Here is a 14,782-nt window from a genome sequence, read left to right as displayed (position 1 = left end):
ATTCATATGCATTTTTGATATAAGGGTCTTTATTTTGACTAGCTGGTATCCTTTTTAGTGTTGGGATCTTACTATAGTATTGAAATGTGAATTTACATATACGCTATATTCAGGCGTGTTTTGTTAAGACATTATTTTAAGTTAGGTAATCGTTGATCATCAAATATTCAGAAATTTATGATTATCTATGAAACCATTATTCAATGAAACTATTTTCCATGTCTAATTCAATTCTTTTAATAGCTTGTTCGCAGCGGTATATTCGATTATCAAGGGCAGCGATTTTGGTGTGTTCTATTGACTCTAAAGAGAGTTCGAGCTCATATTTCATCTCTTGTAATCGTCGTAAATAATCTAAATGTCTTGAATGTTTTTCAGCTAATGTTTCTGTAATAATATGGCCAGTAGTTTGTTTACGTAAATGTACTGTGGCAAGCTCACGTTTTAGGGCGGTAATTTGGTTTATAAGTCTTTCTGATAAAAATTCGATTTGTGTGCGTTTTTCTGAAAGTACTGCATCACAAAGTGCTAGATAGGTTTGCTTTACTTTATCTAAATAGAATTGATTGTCGGTTTCAATTTTACTGGTGTTAAACAGATGCTCATCAAAATAATGCTCTTGATAGCTTTGTTGTTCGGATAAGTTCAACTGCTGTTCAAGCTCGTTTATTTGATTTTTCAATTTTTCCAAAAATTTTTGCATGAATATATCTTTATGGTTGGTTATCGTCATTTTGCCCAAAATAATTCCCTAAATGAATTTTAGATAAGTTTATTAGTTTCATTAACGATTCAAAAGTTAATTTTTCATTTGGATTTTTATTCGGACTTAATATCTTTTTTTCAATTAATTGCAATTTGATTCGGTTGTAGCTGTCAATTAAGTTGAGCGGTAATGGCGATTGAGAACGATATCCTAACCACAAGATCCCTTGAATAGGTAAACTTAAGGCAAATAGAATTGTGATTGCTGTTACCGCTAATTGCGCGGGTAAATAATATTGCCAAAGAATTAAGCCGATGATGATCGGCGGTAAAATTTTTTTTGCAACTTTGATGTAGTTAATAATTTTTAATTCAGGAAATGAATAGGATAGGGCTTTATCTTTTGGGCAAATATCCATATATATTTGACCTGCCTTAAAAATTTTAACTAAGTTCATCTGGTTTGGATTCCTCGACATTCACATTTTATTGTCTTAAAATAGTGCCATTCAAATTGGGGGCTCTCTTTATTTTATCTCAAATTTCAAGATATCAGAAGTCGCCTTATATAACACATTGATTATTTGTCATGTGTAGAGTTGCCAATATTGATTGGTAAAAATCTTTTATTCAATTTATAGGAATTACTATGTCATCAAGTAATAACGCTCTCGTTCTGAATTGTGGAAGTTCATCTTTAAAATTTGCTATTATTAACCCTGAAAATGGTGATGAGTTTTTATCTGGTTTAGCTGAATGTTTTCACCTTCCTGATGCTCGTATCAAATGGAAATTAGATGGTGAAAAGCAAGAAGCTTCTTTAGGAGCTGGTGCAGCACATAGCGAAGCGATTAAATTCATTGTTAATAACATTTTTCCACAAAAACCAGAATTATTAGACAGCATAAAATCAATTGGGCACCGTATTGTTCATGGTGGTGAGAAGTATACCCAATCAGTTGTGATTGATGATTCCGTTTTAAAAGGTATTGAAGAAGCTTCTGCTTTTGCGCCTTTACATAATCCAGCACATTTAATTGGTATTCGCGAAGCTTTTATTGCATTTCCTCATTTAAAAAATAAGAATGTTGCAGTATTTGATACAGCTTTCCATACTACAATGCCTAAAGAAGCATATTTATATGCAATTCCTAATGAATTATATACTAAGTACGGTGTTCGCCGTTATGGTGCTCATGGTACTAGTCATTATTATGTCAGCCGAGAAGCTGCAAAATTATTAAATAAACCTGTTGATCAAACGAATGTGATTACATGCCACTTAGGTAATGGTGCTTCAATCACTGCTGTGAAAAACGGTAAAAGTATTGAAACTTCTATGGGCTTAACACCACTTGAAGGTTTAGTTATGGGGACACGAAGTGGTGATATCGATCCTGCTATCATGTTCTTTTTACATGACAATTTAAATATGTCAGTTGCTGATATTAATAATTTATTAAATAAAAAATCAGGATTATTAGGTTTAACTGGTGTAAGTAGCGATTGCCGTTATGTAACAGATAATGCAGATAAAGACGAAAATGCTAAAAATGCTTTAGAAGTATTTGTTCACCGTTTAGTCAAATACATTGGTGGTTATGCGATGTTGTTAGACGGCCGTTTAGATGCAATCGTGTTTACTGGTGGTATTGGTGAAAATGCTGAATGTATTCGTCGTAAAACTTTAGAAAAATTAAGTATACTTGGTTTTGAGATTGATAAAGAACGCAATTTAGCTGCACGTTTTGGTAACGGTGGTGTGATCACTAAAGATGGTTCTGCTATTGCAATGGTTATTCCTACCAATGAAGAACTTGTCATCGCACAAGATGCAGCACGCTTAACAGCTTAAGCACTTTAAAACCGCCGTTAAGGCGGTTTGTTTTTGGATTTAATAAAGAATTAAGAGGAAACTTATTATGTCTCGTACCATTATGCTGATTCCAACTGGTACCAATGTTGGATTAACGGGTGTAAGTCTTGGTGTTATTCGAGCAATGGAACGTCAAGGTATTAACTTAAATGTATTTAAACCAGTTGCCCAACCAAGAGCAGGTGGTGATGCGCCTGATAATACAACGACTTTAGTTAGTAATAATACATCGATTCCAACTTTGAAACCTTTAAAAATGAGTTATGTTGAAAACTTATTAGGTTTGAATCAACAAGATGTTTTGATGGAAGAAATCGTTGCACTATATGCAGAAAACACTAAAGGTGCTGATGTTGTTTTAGTTGAAGGTATTGTACCAACTATTGATTATCCATTTGCTAATGAGCTAAACAATAACATCGCGAAGACTTTAGGCGCTGAGATTATTTTTGTGGTTAATATGGGTAAAGATGATCCAGAGCAGTTAAAAGAACGCATTGAGATTGCTCGCTCTAATTTTGGTGGCATCAAAAATGATAAAATTATTGGTGTGATTGTTAACAAAGTCAATGCACCAGTAGAAGAACAAAATCTCGCTCGTCCAGATGTCGTTGAAATTTATCATACGCCTAAATTTGATGGTAAGAAAATTACAATTAATGACTTAAGCGAGCATAGCCCATTACCTGTACTTGGTTGTATTCCTTGGAACATCGATTTAAGTTCTTGTCGTACATATGACATTGCTAATCATTTGCAAGCTAAAATCATTAATGAAGGCGGTATTAAAAATCGTCGAATTAAACATGTTTCTTTCTGTTCTCGTAGCGTTCCAAATATCATTAATCACCTTCAACCGAACGCGTTATTAGTAACTTCAGCTGATCGTGCTGATGTTTTAGTAACAATCTGTTTAGCTGCAATGAATGGTGTTGCTATTGGTGGTGTATTATTGACTGGTGGCTATGATATTGATGAAAAAATCTATAAATTGTGTCAACCTGCTTTTGATACAGGATTACCAGTATTTACTGTTAAAACCAATACATTCCAAACTTCAATCAATTTACAACAATTCAATTTAGAAATCCCGGTCGATGATAAAGAACGTATAGATAATACTCAGAATTTTGTTGCCGATCACATTGATCCAAGTTGGATTAAATCATTGAATGAAGTGGTTAGTTCTGCTCGTCGATTATCTCCTCCAGCATTCCGTTATCAATTAACTGAGCTTGCACGTAATGCGAAAAAAGTGGTGGTGTTACCTGAAGGGGATGAGCCGAGAACAATTAAAGCAGCTGCAATTTGTGCAGAGCGTCATATTGCTAAGTGTGTGTTAATTGGTAATCCTGATGAGGTCCGTAAAGTGGCAGCGTCGCAAGGTGTTACTTTAGGTGCTGGTGTTGAAATTGTTGACCCAGAACTCATTCGTGATAAATACGTACCTCGTTTAGTTGAATTACGTAAAAACAAAGGTATGACTGAAGTTATTGCGCGTGAGCAATTAGCTGATAATGTTGTGCTTGGTACAATGATGCTTGAAGCAAATGAGGTTGATGGTTTAGTCTCTGGTGCTGTTCATACTACGGCCAATACTATTCGCCCTCCGCTACAATTAATTAAAACTGCTCCAGGTAGTTCGCTTGTTTCATCGGTGTTCTTTATGTTAATGCCTGATCAAGTTTATATCTATGGGGATTGTGCTATTAATCCAGATCCAAATGCGCAAGAACTTGCTGAAATCGCTATTCAATCTGCTGATACTGCTATTGCTTTTGGTATTGAACCACGTGTGGCGATGATCTCTTACTCAACCGGTAGTTCTGGTCAAGGTGCTGATGTTGAAAAAGTGAAAGAAGCAACACGTATTGCTCAAGAAAAACGCCCAGATTTAATGATTGATGGTCCTTTACAATATGATGCTGCGGTTATGCCTGATGTGGCGAAATCAAAAGCGCCAAATTCTAAAGTTGCAGGTAAAGCGACGGTGTTTATATTCCCTGATTTAAATACGGGTAATACAACTTACAAAGCTGTACAACGTTCAGCTGATCTTGTTTCAATTGGACCTATGTTACAAGGTATGCGTAAGCCTGTTAATGATTTGTCTCGTGGTGCGTTAGTTGATGATATTGTTTATACTATTGCTTTAACTGCTATTCAATCCGCGCAAGAAAAAAATAGCTAGTAAATTATTAATATTTATGTTTAAATTTATGAGGGGTTTTTCACAGACCTCTCATTTTTTATCTATCCGATAAGTCCAATCACATAAAGTGACGAAATTAGTTAAGGATGATGTAAGTTATACATTATTTAGCGCTGTTTTTTGTTCCGATTCTATACATTATAAAGTTCTTTTTGATTAATTTATTTAAGCTATATGGCTATACATGGTCTATATCTCCCTAATTTAATCAATTTGTTAATTATTTGTCCATTTCATTACCCGTTTAAAGATTAAGCAAAGCTGTTTTTATATCCCTAAGTTTTAAGAAAGATAAGGTTTATTTTCAATATTATTTTTAATTAAAAATACTAAAGGTATAACGGAATGAATTGTCTTAATCAGGACTCCATTAGAGTCATTGCACCCAGCATTTATCATGATACTTCATGGAATGAAGCCGAAGTATTAGGCGCTATGGTTTGGTTATGGAACAGGAATTCCAATTATAGAAATGTTGCCATAAGTTCAGCATTGGAAACTTTACTGCCTACTATTCAGTCTAGGAATTTTATTTTACTCATTAAAAATAATCGACCACTCGGTTATCTCAATTGGGCTTATTTAAATAAAGATGAGGAACGGGAATATCTAAACAAAACGAAAAGTTATGTGAATTTTGTTCAATGTAATAAGAGAGATGAAAGTAAACAGTTATGGCTTTTATCTTTCTTTTGCCCATTTGGACGGAATGAATCTTTCTTATTGAAATCTATTTGTAAAAAAGTTCTAAAAAATAATCTCTGCTTTTATGGTTACCACAAATCAAAAACAAACACCGTTGTAAAAAAAGTTCAATGTTAGAGTCTATAAGGATAGAATTATGAATCAAATATACCAAACAAAATTTAATTTTCTAACTGGTACTAGCATAGTTTGTTCTGAATTGGCACGACGTGTTAGTAAAGTAGTGATAACTGTTTCAATTTTATCAGCTTCAACTTTTTCGTTAGCATTGGATTGTATAGCAAATTCTGATGGATCTTATTTAGTAGGCCAAAATGATCCTAGTTGTAATAACATTAATGCTGCTACTGCAACGCAAAGTGGCAATGCTAGTTTTTATATTTTAACTAGGAGTAAATTACATGAACAACTTAATGTTGGTGATACGACCCTTACTGCAAATGTCAGTGCCGATTATACTGGATTAGGTAACCAATATACTTATGGTGTTTCTGGTGGCTCAATTAAAGCGGGCAATTTAAATTTTACTATAAAGAATGATGGTAATGTGATGGGGCTTACGACTTATCACAATGTCGATATTACTGCTAAAGATGTTGTATTAAATATAACTGATAACTATACACGTGGTCGTAACTCTAGTGGTGGTGTGGCTGCTTATGGGATATTAACGGGTTCAGCTGCAAATGCCGGTGAGAGAAACGCCTATAATGGTAAATATAGCACAGTTACAGTTGATAAACTGACGATCAACCAAACAACGTCAGGTGGTAAAACCTCTCCAATATTAAATAATGGTATTCGTGCTATTCAAGGAGCATATGACAATAATGGTCAAGGTTCTGCAGGGCGAGTTATTGTTAATGATGATTTGGATATGACTTTGACTGGTAATCGTGCCATCGGTATTTATGTATCGGGTAATGCAACCAATCATGGTGGAGCGAATGATACTGGTGCTGATGGTCAATTAACACCAATAGTGATTTTAAAAGGCGCTAAAAATAGCATAGTGTTGAATAAAGGTAGCGATAGTTCATCATTGAACTGGGATAGTGTGGGTGTCAAATTAGGAAAGACGCGTAATACAGGTGAAGGTGCTGGTATTTTAGAATCTCATGGTGAACTTAATATTGATACAACAAATGCTTTAAATGGTTCTGGTATTAAGATGGTTCGCAATTCTTTATTAAAAGCAGATTATGACGATAGTTCAACAATCATCAAAACAAATGGTTATGCACTTGAAATCGGGACTCATGATGATGCTAATTCAAGTGGTGTATTTGAACAGGCTGCATCACATGGTGTAAGTGCAAGCTTTAAAAATGCAATATTTACTACGAATGGTACAAGTGCTGACCCGGTTATCAGTGGTTCTGTTGGTCGCAAAGATTTAATTTTTGTCGATCAAGGTCAAGTCGATACAGTATTATCTTTTACCGGTGATAAAACTGATCTAACAGCAAATGATGCGGGTTATATTCTTAACGTGAGTGGAAATTATACCGCATCTGGTTATCAGTTCTTTTCAAATACCTATGATCAAACTGGAACAGAACAAAGTCATGATGATTATCAAGCGTCATCAGTTACCTTTAATGCTTCTGACAAGGGAAGTATGACTGGGCTGGTTTATAAAGGTTTGGTTAAAACTGAAGAGGGTGAAATTTTAGATACCAATAAAACTCCTACACTCAACTTAAACTTAAATAATGGTTTTACTTGGAATTTGAAAGCAAATGATACCAGTAAAACTGCTTTATTTGATAATTTAACTTTATCAAATGGTGCATTACTTAATGCTGCATTTGATGATGCGGGCGCAAATGAGTTTATTTTACAAGGTAATGTTATTAGTGATGGTGGTATTATCAGTTTAGATAATCATTCCCATGGAAAATATAATGATAGTTTAACTATTCAAGGTAATTACTCGGCATCAAATAATGCAATAGTTAAGATGAATACGTTATGGAATAATAATACTTCACAATCAGACTTACTAAAAATTACTGGAGCTGCAAGTGGTGTTACTAAAGTTATTCCTGTTAATGCAAATGGAACTGAAAATTTCATTGATGGTAACATAAAGCAAGTTGCTGCAATATTGAATAGTATTCCTGTTATTGATGTCGGAACTTCAAGCTCAGAAAGCAATTTTACTGGTGAGGCTCAAACGACAGGTGCAACAGAAGTTCAATTGGCAAAACGTCAAACAACTAATGGTGATGAATACTATTGGACTATGAAGGCAAGTAATCCAGATGAACCCGTTGGCCCAGTTGGACCAGTCAAGCCACCTAAGAAGGTGATCTATTCAAATGCCGTTTCTGGTTATGTATCAATGCCACGAGTAAACCAAGAACAAGGATTATTAAGTATTGGTACTTTGCATGAACGTAGAGGCGAATATGCTAACTTTAACTTAGCTAATTGTAGTACTTGCAAAGAACATTTAAGTGAAACTTGGGGAAGAGTATTAGGCAAACATCTTAAATCAGACGGAAAAAAACGGTTGAATTTAGAAACTGACGTTTATGGATTACAACTTGGCCATGATCTGGTAAACAATTTATTCGAAGATAGAAGCCACAATTATACAGGTGCTTATCTTTCATATACTAAAGCTAATACTGATTTTTCCGATAAATATCGAGCGGTTAATGGTTTAATTTCTCATAACAAAAAAAACGGAAAAGGTACTTCGGAAGCATTTAGCCTTGGGTTAACTAATACCTATTTTTCTGCTAATAACAGTTATTTAGATTTAGTTGGACAGTTCTCTTCAATCCGCAATAAATATGATGCACGAAAAGAAGCCCGTTCTATCCATCAAAATGGGTTTGGTATAGCTGTTTCAGCAGAAGCCGGACATGCCTTCAACTTTAGTCAAATTGATTCAAGCCAATGGCTAATCGAACCTCAAGCTCAACTTGTTTATCAATATCTTAATTTGGATAGTTTTAAAGATAAATATCGTCAAGTCGATCAGCATAATCAGGATCAATTGCGTGGCAGAATTGGTGTACGAGTAGACTATAATAATCAAGCAGCAGATCGACAAATTATGTCGATTTATGCAATTGGTAATGTTTGGCATGACTTTATTAAGCCAACTCATGTCACAATAGGTAAAGATAGTTTACGTGAAAATTATGCAACTACTTGGGGAGAATTGGGGGTTGGTATAAAAACGGAATTAGGCAAAGATAATTTTCTTTATGGTGATGCTCGTTATGAACATGATTTTGGAAGTACCAAGCATCAAGGCTATAAAGGAAATATTGGAATAGAACATAAATGGTAATTTAGAATTATAAGTTTATTTCTTTGTTCTATACGTAATGGCTAGTCATGCATTACGTATAGACTTTTTTATAAAAAAGTAACTAATAATCAAGTTAAATAAAATAATATAGCTTAATGTTCATCGCGTAAAACTTATTGCGACTGGCAAAAGTGATATTTTTAAGATTGGAATATATTTAACCCAATGAATCATTTTACAATGAAATTTTAGTTAAATAGAACTCATTTATTAATACTTAACAAATTGATTTTTAGATGAATTAAAGCCATTTGATGTTTTAAACTTGAATAAATATGATAAAGGATAATTACTTTATTCACCTTGACTTTCTAATAGTGTTAATAACATTGACATAAATAGTTTTTTATCATCCTTTAATGTTGAAAAAAACTCTTTATCAATTTGTTCAACTAAAGGTACAGTTTCATTTGCTTTATCAAATCCTTTTTGTGTCAGTTGAATGGATTTTGCTCGACTATCTTTGTTTGAACAGTGGCGCTCAATATAATCTTTTTTCTCTAAATTCTCTAAAATTTGTGAGATTGTCATCACATCGATATTTGTTCGATTGGATAGAGTTACTTGTGTTATTTCATCGTTGTATTGTGATAAATAAGCAAGTGTTGCAAGTACGATAAATTGAGGATGAGTGATAGACTGTTTTTTCAAACAACTTTTGATATTTGTATGCCAGGACGAATAAGTTTTCATAAAAATAAAACCAATGGATTGAGAATCATTTTGAAATTGTGTCAAAAACTTATCGCCCTTTGCCATAATTTATCCTTCAACTAAGCCATTTAATTTGTAAGTTTTATCAATAATATCATCAGAAATCTGTTTTATAAAATCATAGGATGCTTTAGTGTCCATTTTTGTATCTGGTTTTAATGAAATCTCTGATTTCAAAGCATATTGATTTTCTGAAATTTCAACAATTTGATGGGAGAAAAATAATAAACCTATTTCAGGCATATCAAATTGTTCAGTAAATTCTTGCTCATCAATGATTTTTGATAAAGTCACTTCCATTTCTGGTATATTTTGTAATTTAAAAATACCTTTAGTGCCTGTTTTCAAGCCACCAAAGATACGAAAGTCTTCAAGATCAGTTTCCCATAATTTTCTTAAATTAAGATCGGTATAGTATTGCCAAATTTTAGATGGTTTTGCCTTTGTTGGTAATACGAAAGAGATTGAAATTGTGTTCATTATTTTTCCTCTATTTAATAAGTAAACTTATTATAAGTATACTTATTAAATAAGTAAAGAAAATTTTTTGCATAGATTAAAATTGTGGGATTATTCAAAATTCCTCAACTAACGTAATGAATAAATAAGTATTATATAGTCAGATATTTGATTCTTTAATATAATTAATTATCTAATAAAATTAACAAGATTAAATGTTTAACCGATTTAAAATATATTAATGTAAAATATTTACAATTGTTTTTCATTTAATCCGTTCAATTTAATCGGTAAATGATACAATAGCGCCTTGATTTTGTATTAGTCCATAGTTTAGGAATAAATTTGATGAAAAATGACATCCACCAGCAACGTATTTTAATTCTTGATTTTGGTTCGCAAGTTACCCAATTAATTGCTCGACGGGTTCGTGAAATAGGTGTTTATTGTGAACTTTGGCCATGGGATGTGTCGGAAGAAAAAATCAAACAATTTAACCCTAAAGGTATCATTCTATCTGGTGGCCCTGAAAGTACTACTGACCAAAATAGCCCTCGTGCACCAGAATATGTGTTTAATGCTGGCGTGCCCGTGTTAGGTATCTGCTATGGTATGCAAACTATGGCAATTCAAGTAGGTAAGGGGGGACAAGTTACAGCTTCTAATCAACGAGAGTTTGGTTATGCTAAAGTTGATATTGTTGCAAAATCAAAATTAACAGACGGTATTTTAGATAGCACCAATGATGCTGGTATAGAGCAACTTGATGTATGGATGAGTCATGGTGATAAAGTTACTTCATTACCTGACACATTTACCTTAATTGGGCAAACAGAAACTTGTCCATTCGCCATTATGGCCAACGATGAAAAACAGTTTTATGGCGTACAGTTTCATCCAGAGGTCACGCATACGGTTAAAGGATTAGAGTTATTAACGCGTTTTGTTATTGATATTTGTCAGTGTGAAAAGCTATGGACACCGTCTTCAATTATTACTGATGCAATTGCTCGTATAAAAGAAAAAGTCGGTAAAGATAAAGTATTATTAGGTTTATCAGGTGGTGTTGATTCTTCGGTTACTGCATTATTATTACATCAAGCCATTGGTGACCAGTTAACTTGCGTATTTGTTGATCATGGCTTATTACGTTTAAATGAAGCAAAGCAAGTCATGGATATGTTTGGTGATAAATTTGGGTTAAATATTATCGCAATTAATGCCGAAGATCGCTTTATGGCTGCTCTGAAGGGAGAGGCAGATCCTGAAGCTAAACGTAAAATTATTGGTCGTGAATTTGTCGCTGTTTTTGATGAAGAGGCGGCAAAATTAAAAGATGTCAAATGGCTTGCTCAAGGTACTATCTATCCAGATGTCATTGAATCTGCTGCTGCTGATACAGGTAAAGCCCACGTGATCAAATCACATCATAATGTTGGTGGTTTACCTGAAGATATGAAAATGGGGCTAGTAGAACCATTAAGAGAATTATTCAAAGATGAAGTACGTAAAGTTGGTTTAGAACTCGGTTTACCTTACGATATGCTTTACCGTCATCCATTCCCAGGTCCAGGTTTAGGAGTGCGTGTTCTCGGTGAAGTGAAAAAAGAGTATTGTGATTTACTGCGTCAAGCCGATGCTATTTTTATCGAAGAACTTTATAAAGCTGACCTATACCACAAAGTCAGTCAAGCATTTACCGTATTCTTACCAGTACGTTCAGTTGGAGTAATGGGAGACGGACGTAAGTATGATTGGGTTGTCTCATTACGTGCTGTTGAAACTATCGACTTCATGACCGCTCACTGGGCACATTTACCTTACGAATTCTTAGGGCGAGTATCAAATCGTATTATCAACGAAGTCAATGGAATATCACGAGTTGTATATGATATAAGTGGAAAACCGCCTGCAACTATTGAGTGGGAATGATTGCAACAAATACCATATAATCTTTTTATCTTAAGCCTTGTTTATCAAGGCTTTTTTATATCATTTCTATCTTGGAATGATGGATTTTGAAGGTTTAGGGGATAAACTTAAACACTCAGTGTGAAATAGCATTTTAATTAAAATATAAAAACCTTTAAAAACTTATTGCTAAATGATCTACAAAAAAGACTAACTTAAGTATATACTTCTTTTTATATAGGTTTCTTCGCTATTGATAAAAGCGGATAAAGCTAATTTAAGTTATTACCTCATTTGAGAAATTAAGGACCGTTAAGTATGATTTTAGGTAATGTTAATCATTTGGATTTAATTCCTTATTTGCCTACCAAGATTAAACAATCAATTGAATATGTAAAAGACAACGTTAATAGCAATACACCAGCTGGTCGTTATGATATTGACAGCGATAATATGTTTTTTATGGTTTCTGACAATTCATTAAGATATATTCATGAAGCAAACCCTGAGTACCATAAAAAGTATATTGATGTGCAGATTGTTTTAGATGGTCAAGAAGGAATGGCTGTTTCCACTCTACCTCCTCATACACAAGTATTAGAAGATAAAATAGCTGAAAATGATATCGCTTTTATCAAAACACCTAACGAAGAAACTATGTTAGTATTACAGAAAGACGATTTTATTGTATTTTTACCTAATGAAGTACATAAACCGCTTTGTGCTGTCGATAATAAGATTGCAACGGTTCGTAAAGTTGTGGTAAAAATCGCATTAGATTATTTATAAATAGAAGTAAGGATTTTAGGTAGCACTATGACAACAAAAATCGCTGTTATTGGCGAATGTATGATTGAACTTTCAATAAAACAAGATTCAACAACCCGTAGCTTTGGGGGAGATACTCTTAACACGTCGGTTTATTTATCTCGTTTATTAAAAAATAAAGATTTTTCGATTCATTATGTGACTGGTTTAGGAACTGATCCTTTCAGTCAAGAGATGCTTGATAGCTGGCAAAAAGAGCATATTTCAACTGATTTGGTACAAAGAATGTCTGATAAAATGCCAGGACTTTATTCTATTGTGACTGATGAACAGGGTGAGCGTTCTTTCTATTATTGGCGTAATGATGCAGCTGCTAAATTTTGGTTAAAAACAGCTGAAACAGCAAAAATTGCTGAGCAAATTGCTAAATACGATTATGTCTATCTAAGTGGTATCAGTATTGCAATTTTAGATGCGGAAAGTATTATCAAATTATTAGATCTATTAAAACAAGTTAAAGCCAATGGTGGTAAAGTGATTTTTGATAATAACTTTAGACCACGTTTATGGAGTAGCTTGGATTTAGCTCGAAGTGTCTATTCTGATATTTTATCATTTACTGATATTGCGTTTTTAACTTTAGATGATGAAGACTTATTATGGGGCAAGTTACCGTACGAACAAGTAATTGAACGAACTAAAAAGTTTGGTGTTTCTGAAGTGGTCATTAAACGTGGTAGCGATAGTTGTATTATTGATTCTGTGGAAGGGCGTTTTGACGTTCCAGCAAATAAAATCGCTAAAGAAGATGTTATTGATACCACGGCAGCTGGAGATTCATTTAGTGCGGGTTATTTAGCTGCACGTTTAAGTGGTAAAAATCCTTCACAATCAGCAAGCCAAGGTCACCTAGTTGCCGGTACCGTGATTCAGTATCGAGGTGCTATTATTCCTTTGGATGCTACGCCAAAACTAATTGAAGGTTAGTAAATAAAACGGTCAGTAATGACCGTTTTTTATACCAGAATAATTTGGCTCTAAAAATATTTAATATCGATTTTTAGGCAAAATAGATTACGGTAGTATTGCAAAAGAGCGTACTGGAAAACCCGAAGCGTTATTTGGTTTGGCTACAATATTAAAGATAACCGCGCCTTTGGTTGGCAATTGATCTAAATTTGTCATTAATTCTACTTGATAAGTATCTTGCTCTAAAACATAGTATTCGCCTTTTAGTGCATTATTTTCTCGAAATGCTTTCGCTGAATCGGTATCAAAAGTTTCGTGGCCAATCGCTTTAATCTTTCGTTCTTCAAATAAAAATTTTAATGCATCAAGTCCCCAGCCAGGAATTTGATTGTTTCCATCCTCATCTTTATTTTCCATTGCAGATTGTGATGGCCATTTCTTACTCCAGTCTGTTCTCAGTGCAACAAAACTACCCGCTTCAATTTGCCCATGTTGCTTTTCAAAAGCTAATACGTCATCTTTAGAAAAAGAAAAATTGGGATCTTCTTTTGCTCGTATAGATTGGTCAATTACGATTAGAGGTAATGCTAATTCCTGTAATTCAAGTTCATGCAAATAACGAGTATTAGGAACAAAATGAATTGGCGCATCTAAATGAGTACCATATTGACCAGCAAAACTAAAGTTTTGCGCTAAAAAGCCATCACTGTGGTCAAATAGTGTTTTTATTTCAGCCGGTTTAAACATAAAAAAATGGGGCGAATTGTGATCAAATGCATGAGTCAAATCTATCCATTTTTTCGATTTTAATAAATTTAATGCTTGTAAAACGTCGCTATTCAAAATTATTCCTTATATCAAAAAAGTGTATCAATGATTTATTGTAAGATGATTAAATTCAAGAAACCAATAATTTAGAGTTATAGAAATATAACTTTTAGTTCTAATCTATTTTGAAAAAAAGTTGAGGAACGGGGTTTTTGAGGGGTAAAAATGCTTAATTTGTGCTATTTAATTGACAATTTTGGCTTATATTATTGAATTTCTGCTAATAGACCCTATTGAGCTATATAGTTGTATATTTAATTACTTGATACTGGTATAATATACAGTTAATTTTATTTATCTAAAA

Annotated in this window: 12 protein-coding genes; 7 read left to right on the top strand and 5 right to left on the bottom strand. The window is 33.6% G+C overall.

All coding sequences use genetic code 11. The features are described 5' to 3' along the window. Positions 1-196: 196 nt before the first annotated feature. Both priC and yfbV read right to left on the bottom strand, forming a co-directional pair. Positions 197-703 carry a primosomal replication protein PriC gene (gene priC / locus J3T98_RS03095; protein ID WP_267362128.1) on the bottom strand — a complete coding sequence of 169 codons (507 nt, stop codon included), beginning with the start codon at positions 701-703 and terminating at the stop codon, positions 197-199. 10 nt (positions 704-713) lie between these two features. Beyond that, a complete protein-coding gene (yfbV, locus tag J3T98_RS03090; RefSeq protein ID WP_065734032.1) occupies positions 714-1,163 on the bottom strand; it encodes a terminus macrodomain insulation protein YfbV in 450 nt (149 codons plus the stop codon). A gap of 191 nt (positions 1,164-1,354) precedes the next feature. On the opposite strand from yfbV, the gene J3T98_RS03085 reads away from it, so the two are divergent. The 4 genes from J3T98_RS03085 (at position 1,355) to J3T98_RS03070 (ending at position 8,808) form a co-directional block, all read left to right on the top strand. Then, positions 1,355-2,560, top strand: a complete 1,206-nt coding sequence (locus J3T98_RS03085) for an acetate kinase (RefSeq protein ID WP_065563049.1) — start codon at positions 1,355-1,357, stop codon at positions 2,558-2,560. A gap of 67 nt (positions 2,561-2,627) precedes the next feature. Next, a complete protein-coding gene (pta, locus tag J3T98_RS03080) occupies positions 2,628-4,772 on the top strand; it encodes a phosphate acetyltransferase (protein ID WP_267362127.1) in 2,145 nt (714 codons plus the stop codon). A gap of 366 nt (positions 4,773-5,138) precedes the next feature. After that, positions 5,139-5,615, top strand: a complete 477-nt coding sequence (locus J3T98_RS03075) for a toxin-activating lysine-acyltransferase (protein ID WP_065563051.1) — start codon at positions 5,139-5,141, stop codon at positions 5,613-5,615. Between the two features lie 19 nt (positions 5,616-5,634). After that, positions 5,635-8,808, top strand: coding sequence for an autotransporter outer membrane beta-barrel domain-containing protein (locus J3T98_RS03070; RefSeq protein WP_267362126.1), 3,174 nt, complete (start codon positions 5,635-5,637; stop codon positions 8,806-8,808). Between the two features lie 315 nt (positions 8,809-9,123). Here the strand turns inward: J3T98_RS03070 and J3T98_RS03065 are convergent, their stop codons facing one another. Further along, entirely contained in the window at positions 9,124-9,588 is a 465-nt protein-coding gene (locus tag J3T98_RS03065; protein WP_267362125.1) for a MarR family winged helix-turn-helix transcriptional regulator, read from the bottom strand. Between the two features lie 3 nt (positions 9,589-9,591). Beyond that, the gene (locus J3T98_RS03060) at positions 9,592-10,023 is read right to left on the bottom strand and encodes a hypothetical protein (protein ID WP_267362124.1); all 432 of its coding nucleotides are present in this window, start codon (positions 10,021-10,023) and stop codon (positions 9,592-9,594) included. Positions 10,024-10,350: 327 nt separating this feature from the next. On the opposite strand from J3T98_RS03060, the gene guaA reads away from it, so the two are divergent. The 3 genes from guaA to J3T98_RS03045 all read left to right on the top strand — a co-directional run bounded on the left by guaA (position 10,351) and on the right by J3T98_RS03045 (position 13,668). After that, positions 10,351-11,934 (top strand): glutamine-hydrolyzing GMP synthase, encoded by a 1,584-nt coding sequence (gene guaA, locus J3T98_RS03055; RefSeq protein WP_065563541.1) that lies wholly within the window; start codon positions 10,351-10,353, stop codon positions 11,932-11,934. A gap of 297 nt (positions 11,935-12,231) precedes the next feature. After that, a complete protein-coding gene (locus J3T98_RS03050; protein ID WP_065734038.1) occupies positions 12,232-12,702 on the top strand; it encodes a YhcH/YjgK/YiaL family protein in 471 nt (156 codons plus the stop codon). A 27-nt stretch (positions 12,703-12,729) separates the two neighbouring features. Continuing rightward, entirely contained in the window at positions 12,730-13,668 is a 939-nt protein-coding gene (locus tag J3T98_RS03045) for a sugar kinase (protein ID WP_065563538.1), read from the top strand. Positions 13,669-13,755: 87 nt separating this feature from the next. On the opposite strand, the gene J3T98_RS03040 is transcribed toward J3T98_RS03045, so the two are convergent. Continuing rightward, the gene (locus J3T98_RS03040) at positions 13,756-14,493 is read right to left on the bottom strand and encodes a cyclase family protein (RefSeq protein WP_267362123.1); all 738 of its coding nucleotides are present in this window, start codon (positions 14,491-14,493) and stop codon (positions 13,756-13,758) included. Between the last annotated feature and the right edge of the window lie 289 nt (positions 14,494-14,782).

This window comes from Gilliamella sp. B2772, from assembly GCF_026536985.1.
Classification (GTDB): domain Bacteria; phylum Pseudomonadota; class Gammaproteobacteria; order Enterobacterales; family Orbaceae; genus Gilliamella; species Gilliamella apicola_E.
This window is presented reverse-complemented; position numbering and strand designations above follow the sequence as displayed.

Excerpts from the sequence above, each read along its gene's own strand:
- priC (WP_267362128.1), bottom strand. The coding sequence starts at position 703 with ATGCAAAAATTTTTGGAAAAATTGAAAAATCAAATAAACGAGCTTGAA.
- yfbV (WP_065734032.1), bottom strand. The coding sequence starts at position 1,163 with ATGAACTTAGTTAAAATTTTTAAGGCAGGTCAAATATATATGGATATT.
- J3T98_RS03085 (WP_065563049.1), top strand. The coding sequence starts at position 1,355 with ATGTCATCAAGTAATAACGCTCTCGTTCTGAATTGTGGAAGTTCATCT.
- pta (WP_267362127.1), top strand. The coding sequence starts at position 2,628 with ATGTCTCGTACCATTATGCTGATTCCAACTGGTACCAATGTTGGATTA.
- J3T98_RS03075 (WP_065563051.1), top strand. The coding sequence starts at position 5,139 with ATGAATTGTCTTAATCAGGACTCCATTAGAGTCATTGCACCCAGCATT.
- J3T98_RS03070 (WP_267362126.1), top strand. The coding sequence starts at position 5,635 with ATGAATCAAATATACCAAACAAAATTTAATTTTCTAACTGGTACTAGC.
- J3T98_RS03065 (WP_267362125.1), bottom strand. The coding sequence starts at position 9,588 with ATGGCAAAGGGCGATAAGTTTTTGACACAATTTCAAAATGATTCTCAA.
- J3T98_RS03060 (WP_267362124.1), bottom strand. The coding sequence starts at position 10,023 with ATGAACACAATTTCAATCTCTTTCGTATTACCAACAAAGGCAAAACCA.
- guaA (WP_065563541.1), top strand. The coding sequence starts at position 10,351 with ATGAAAAATGACATCCACCAGCAACGTATTTTAATTCTTGATTTTGGT.
- J3T98_RS03050 (WP_065734038.1), top strand. The coding sequence starts at position 12,232 with ATGATTTTAGGTAATGTTAATCATTTGGATTTAATTCCTTATTTGCCT.
- J3T98_RS03045 (WP_065563538.1), top strand. The coding sequence starts at position 12,730 with ATGACAACAAAAATCGCTGTTATTGGCGAATGTATGATTGAACTTTCA.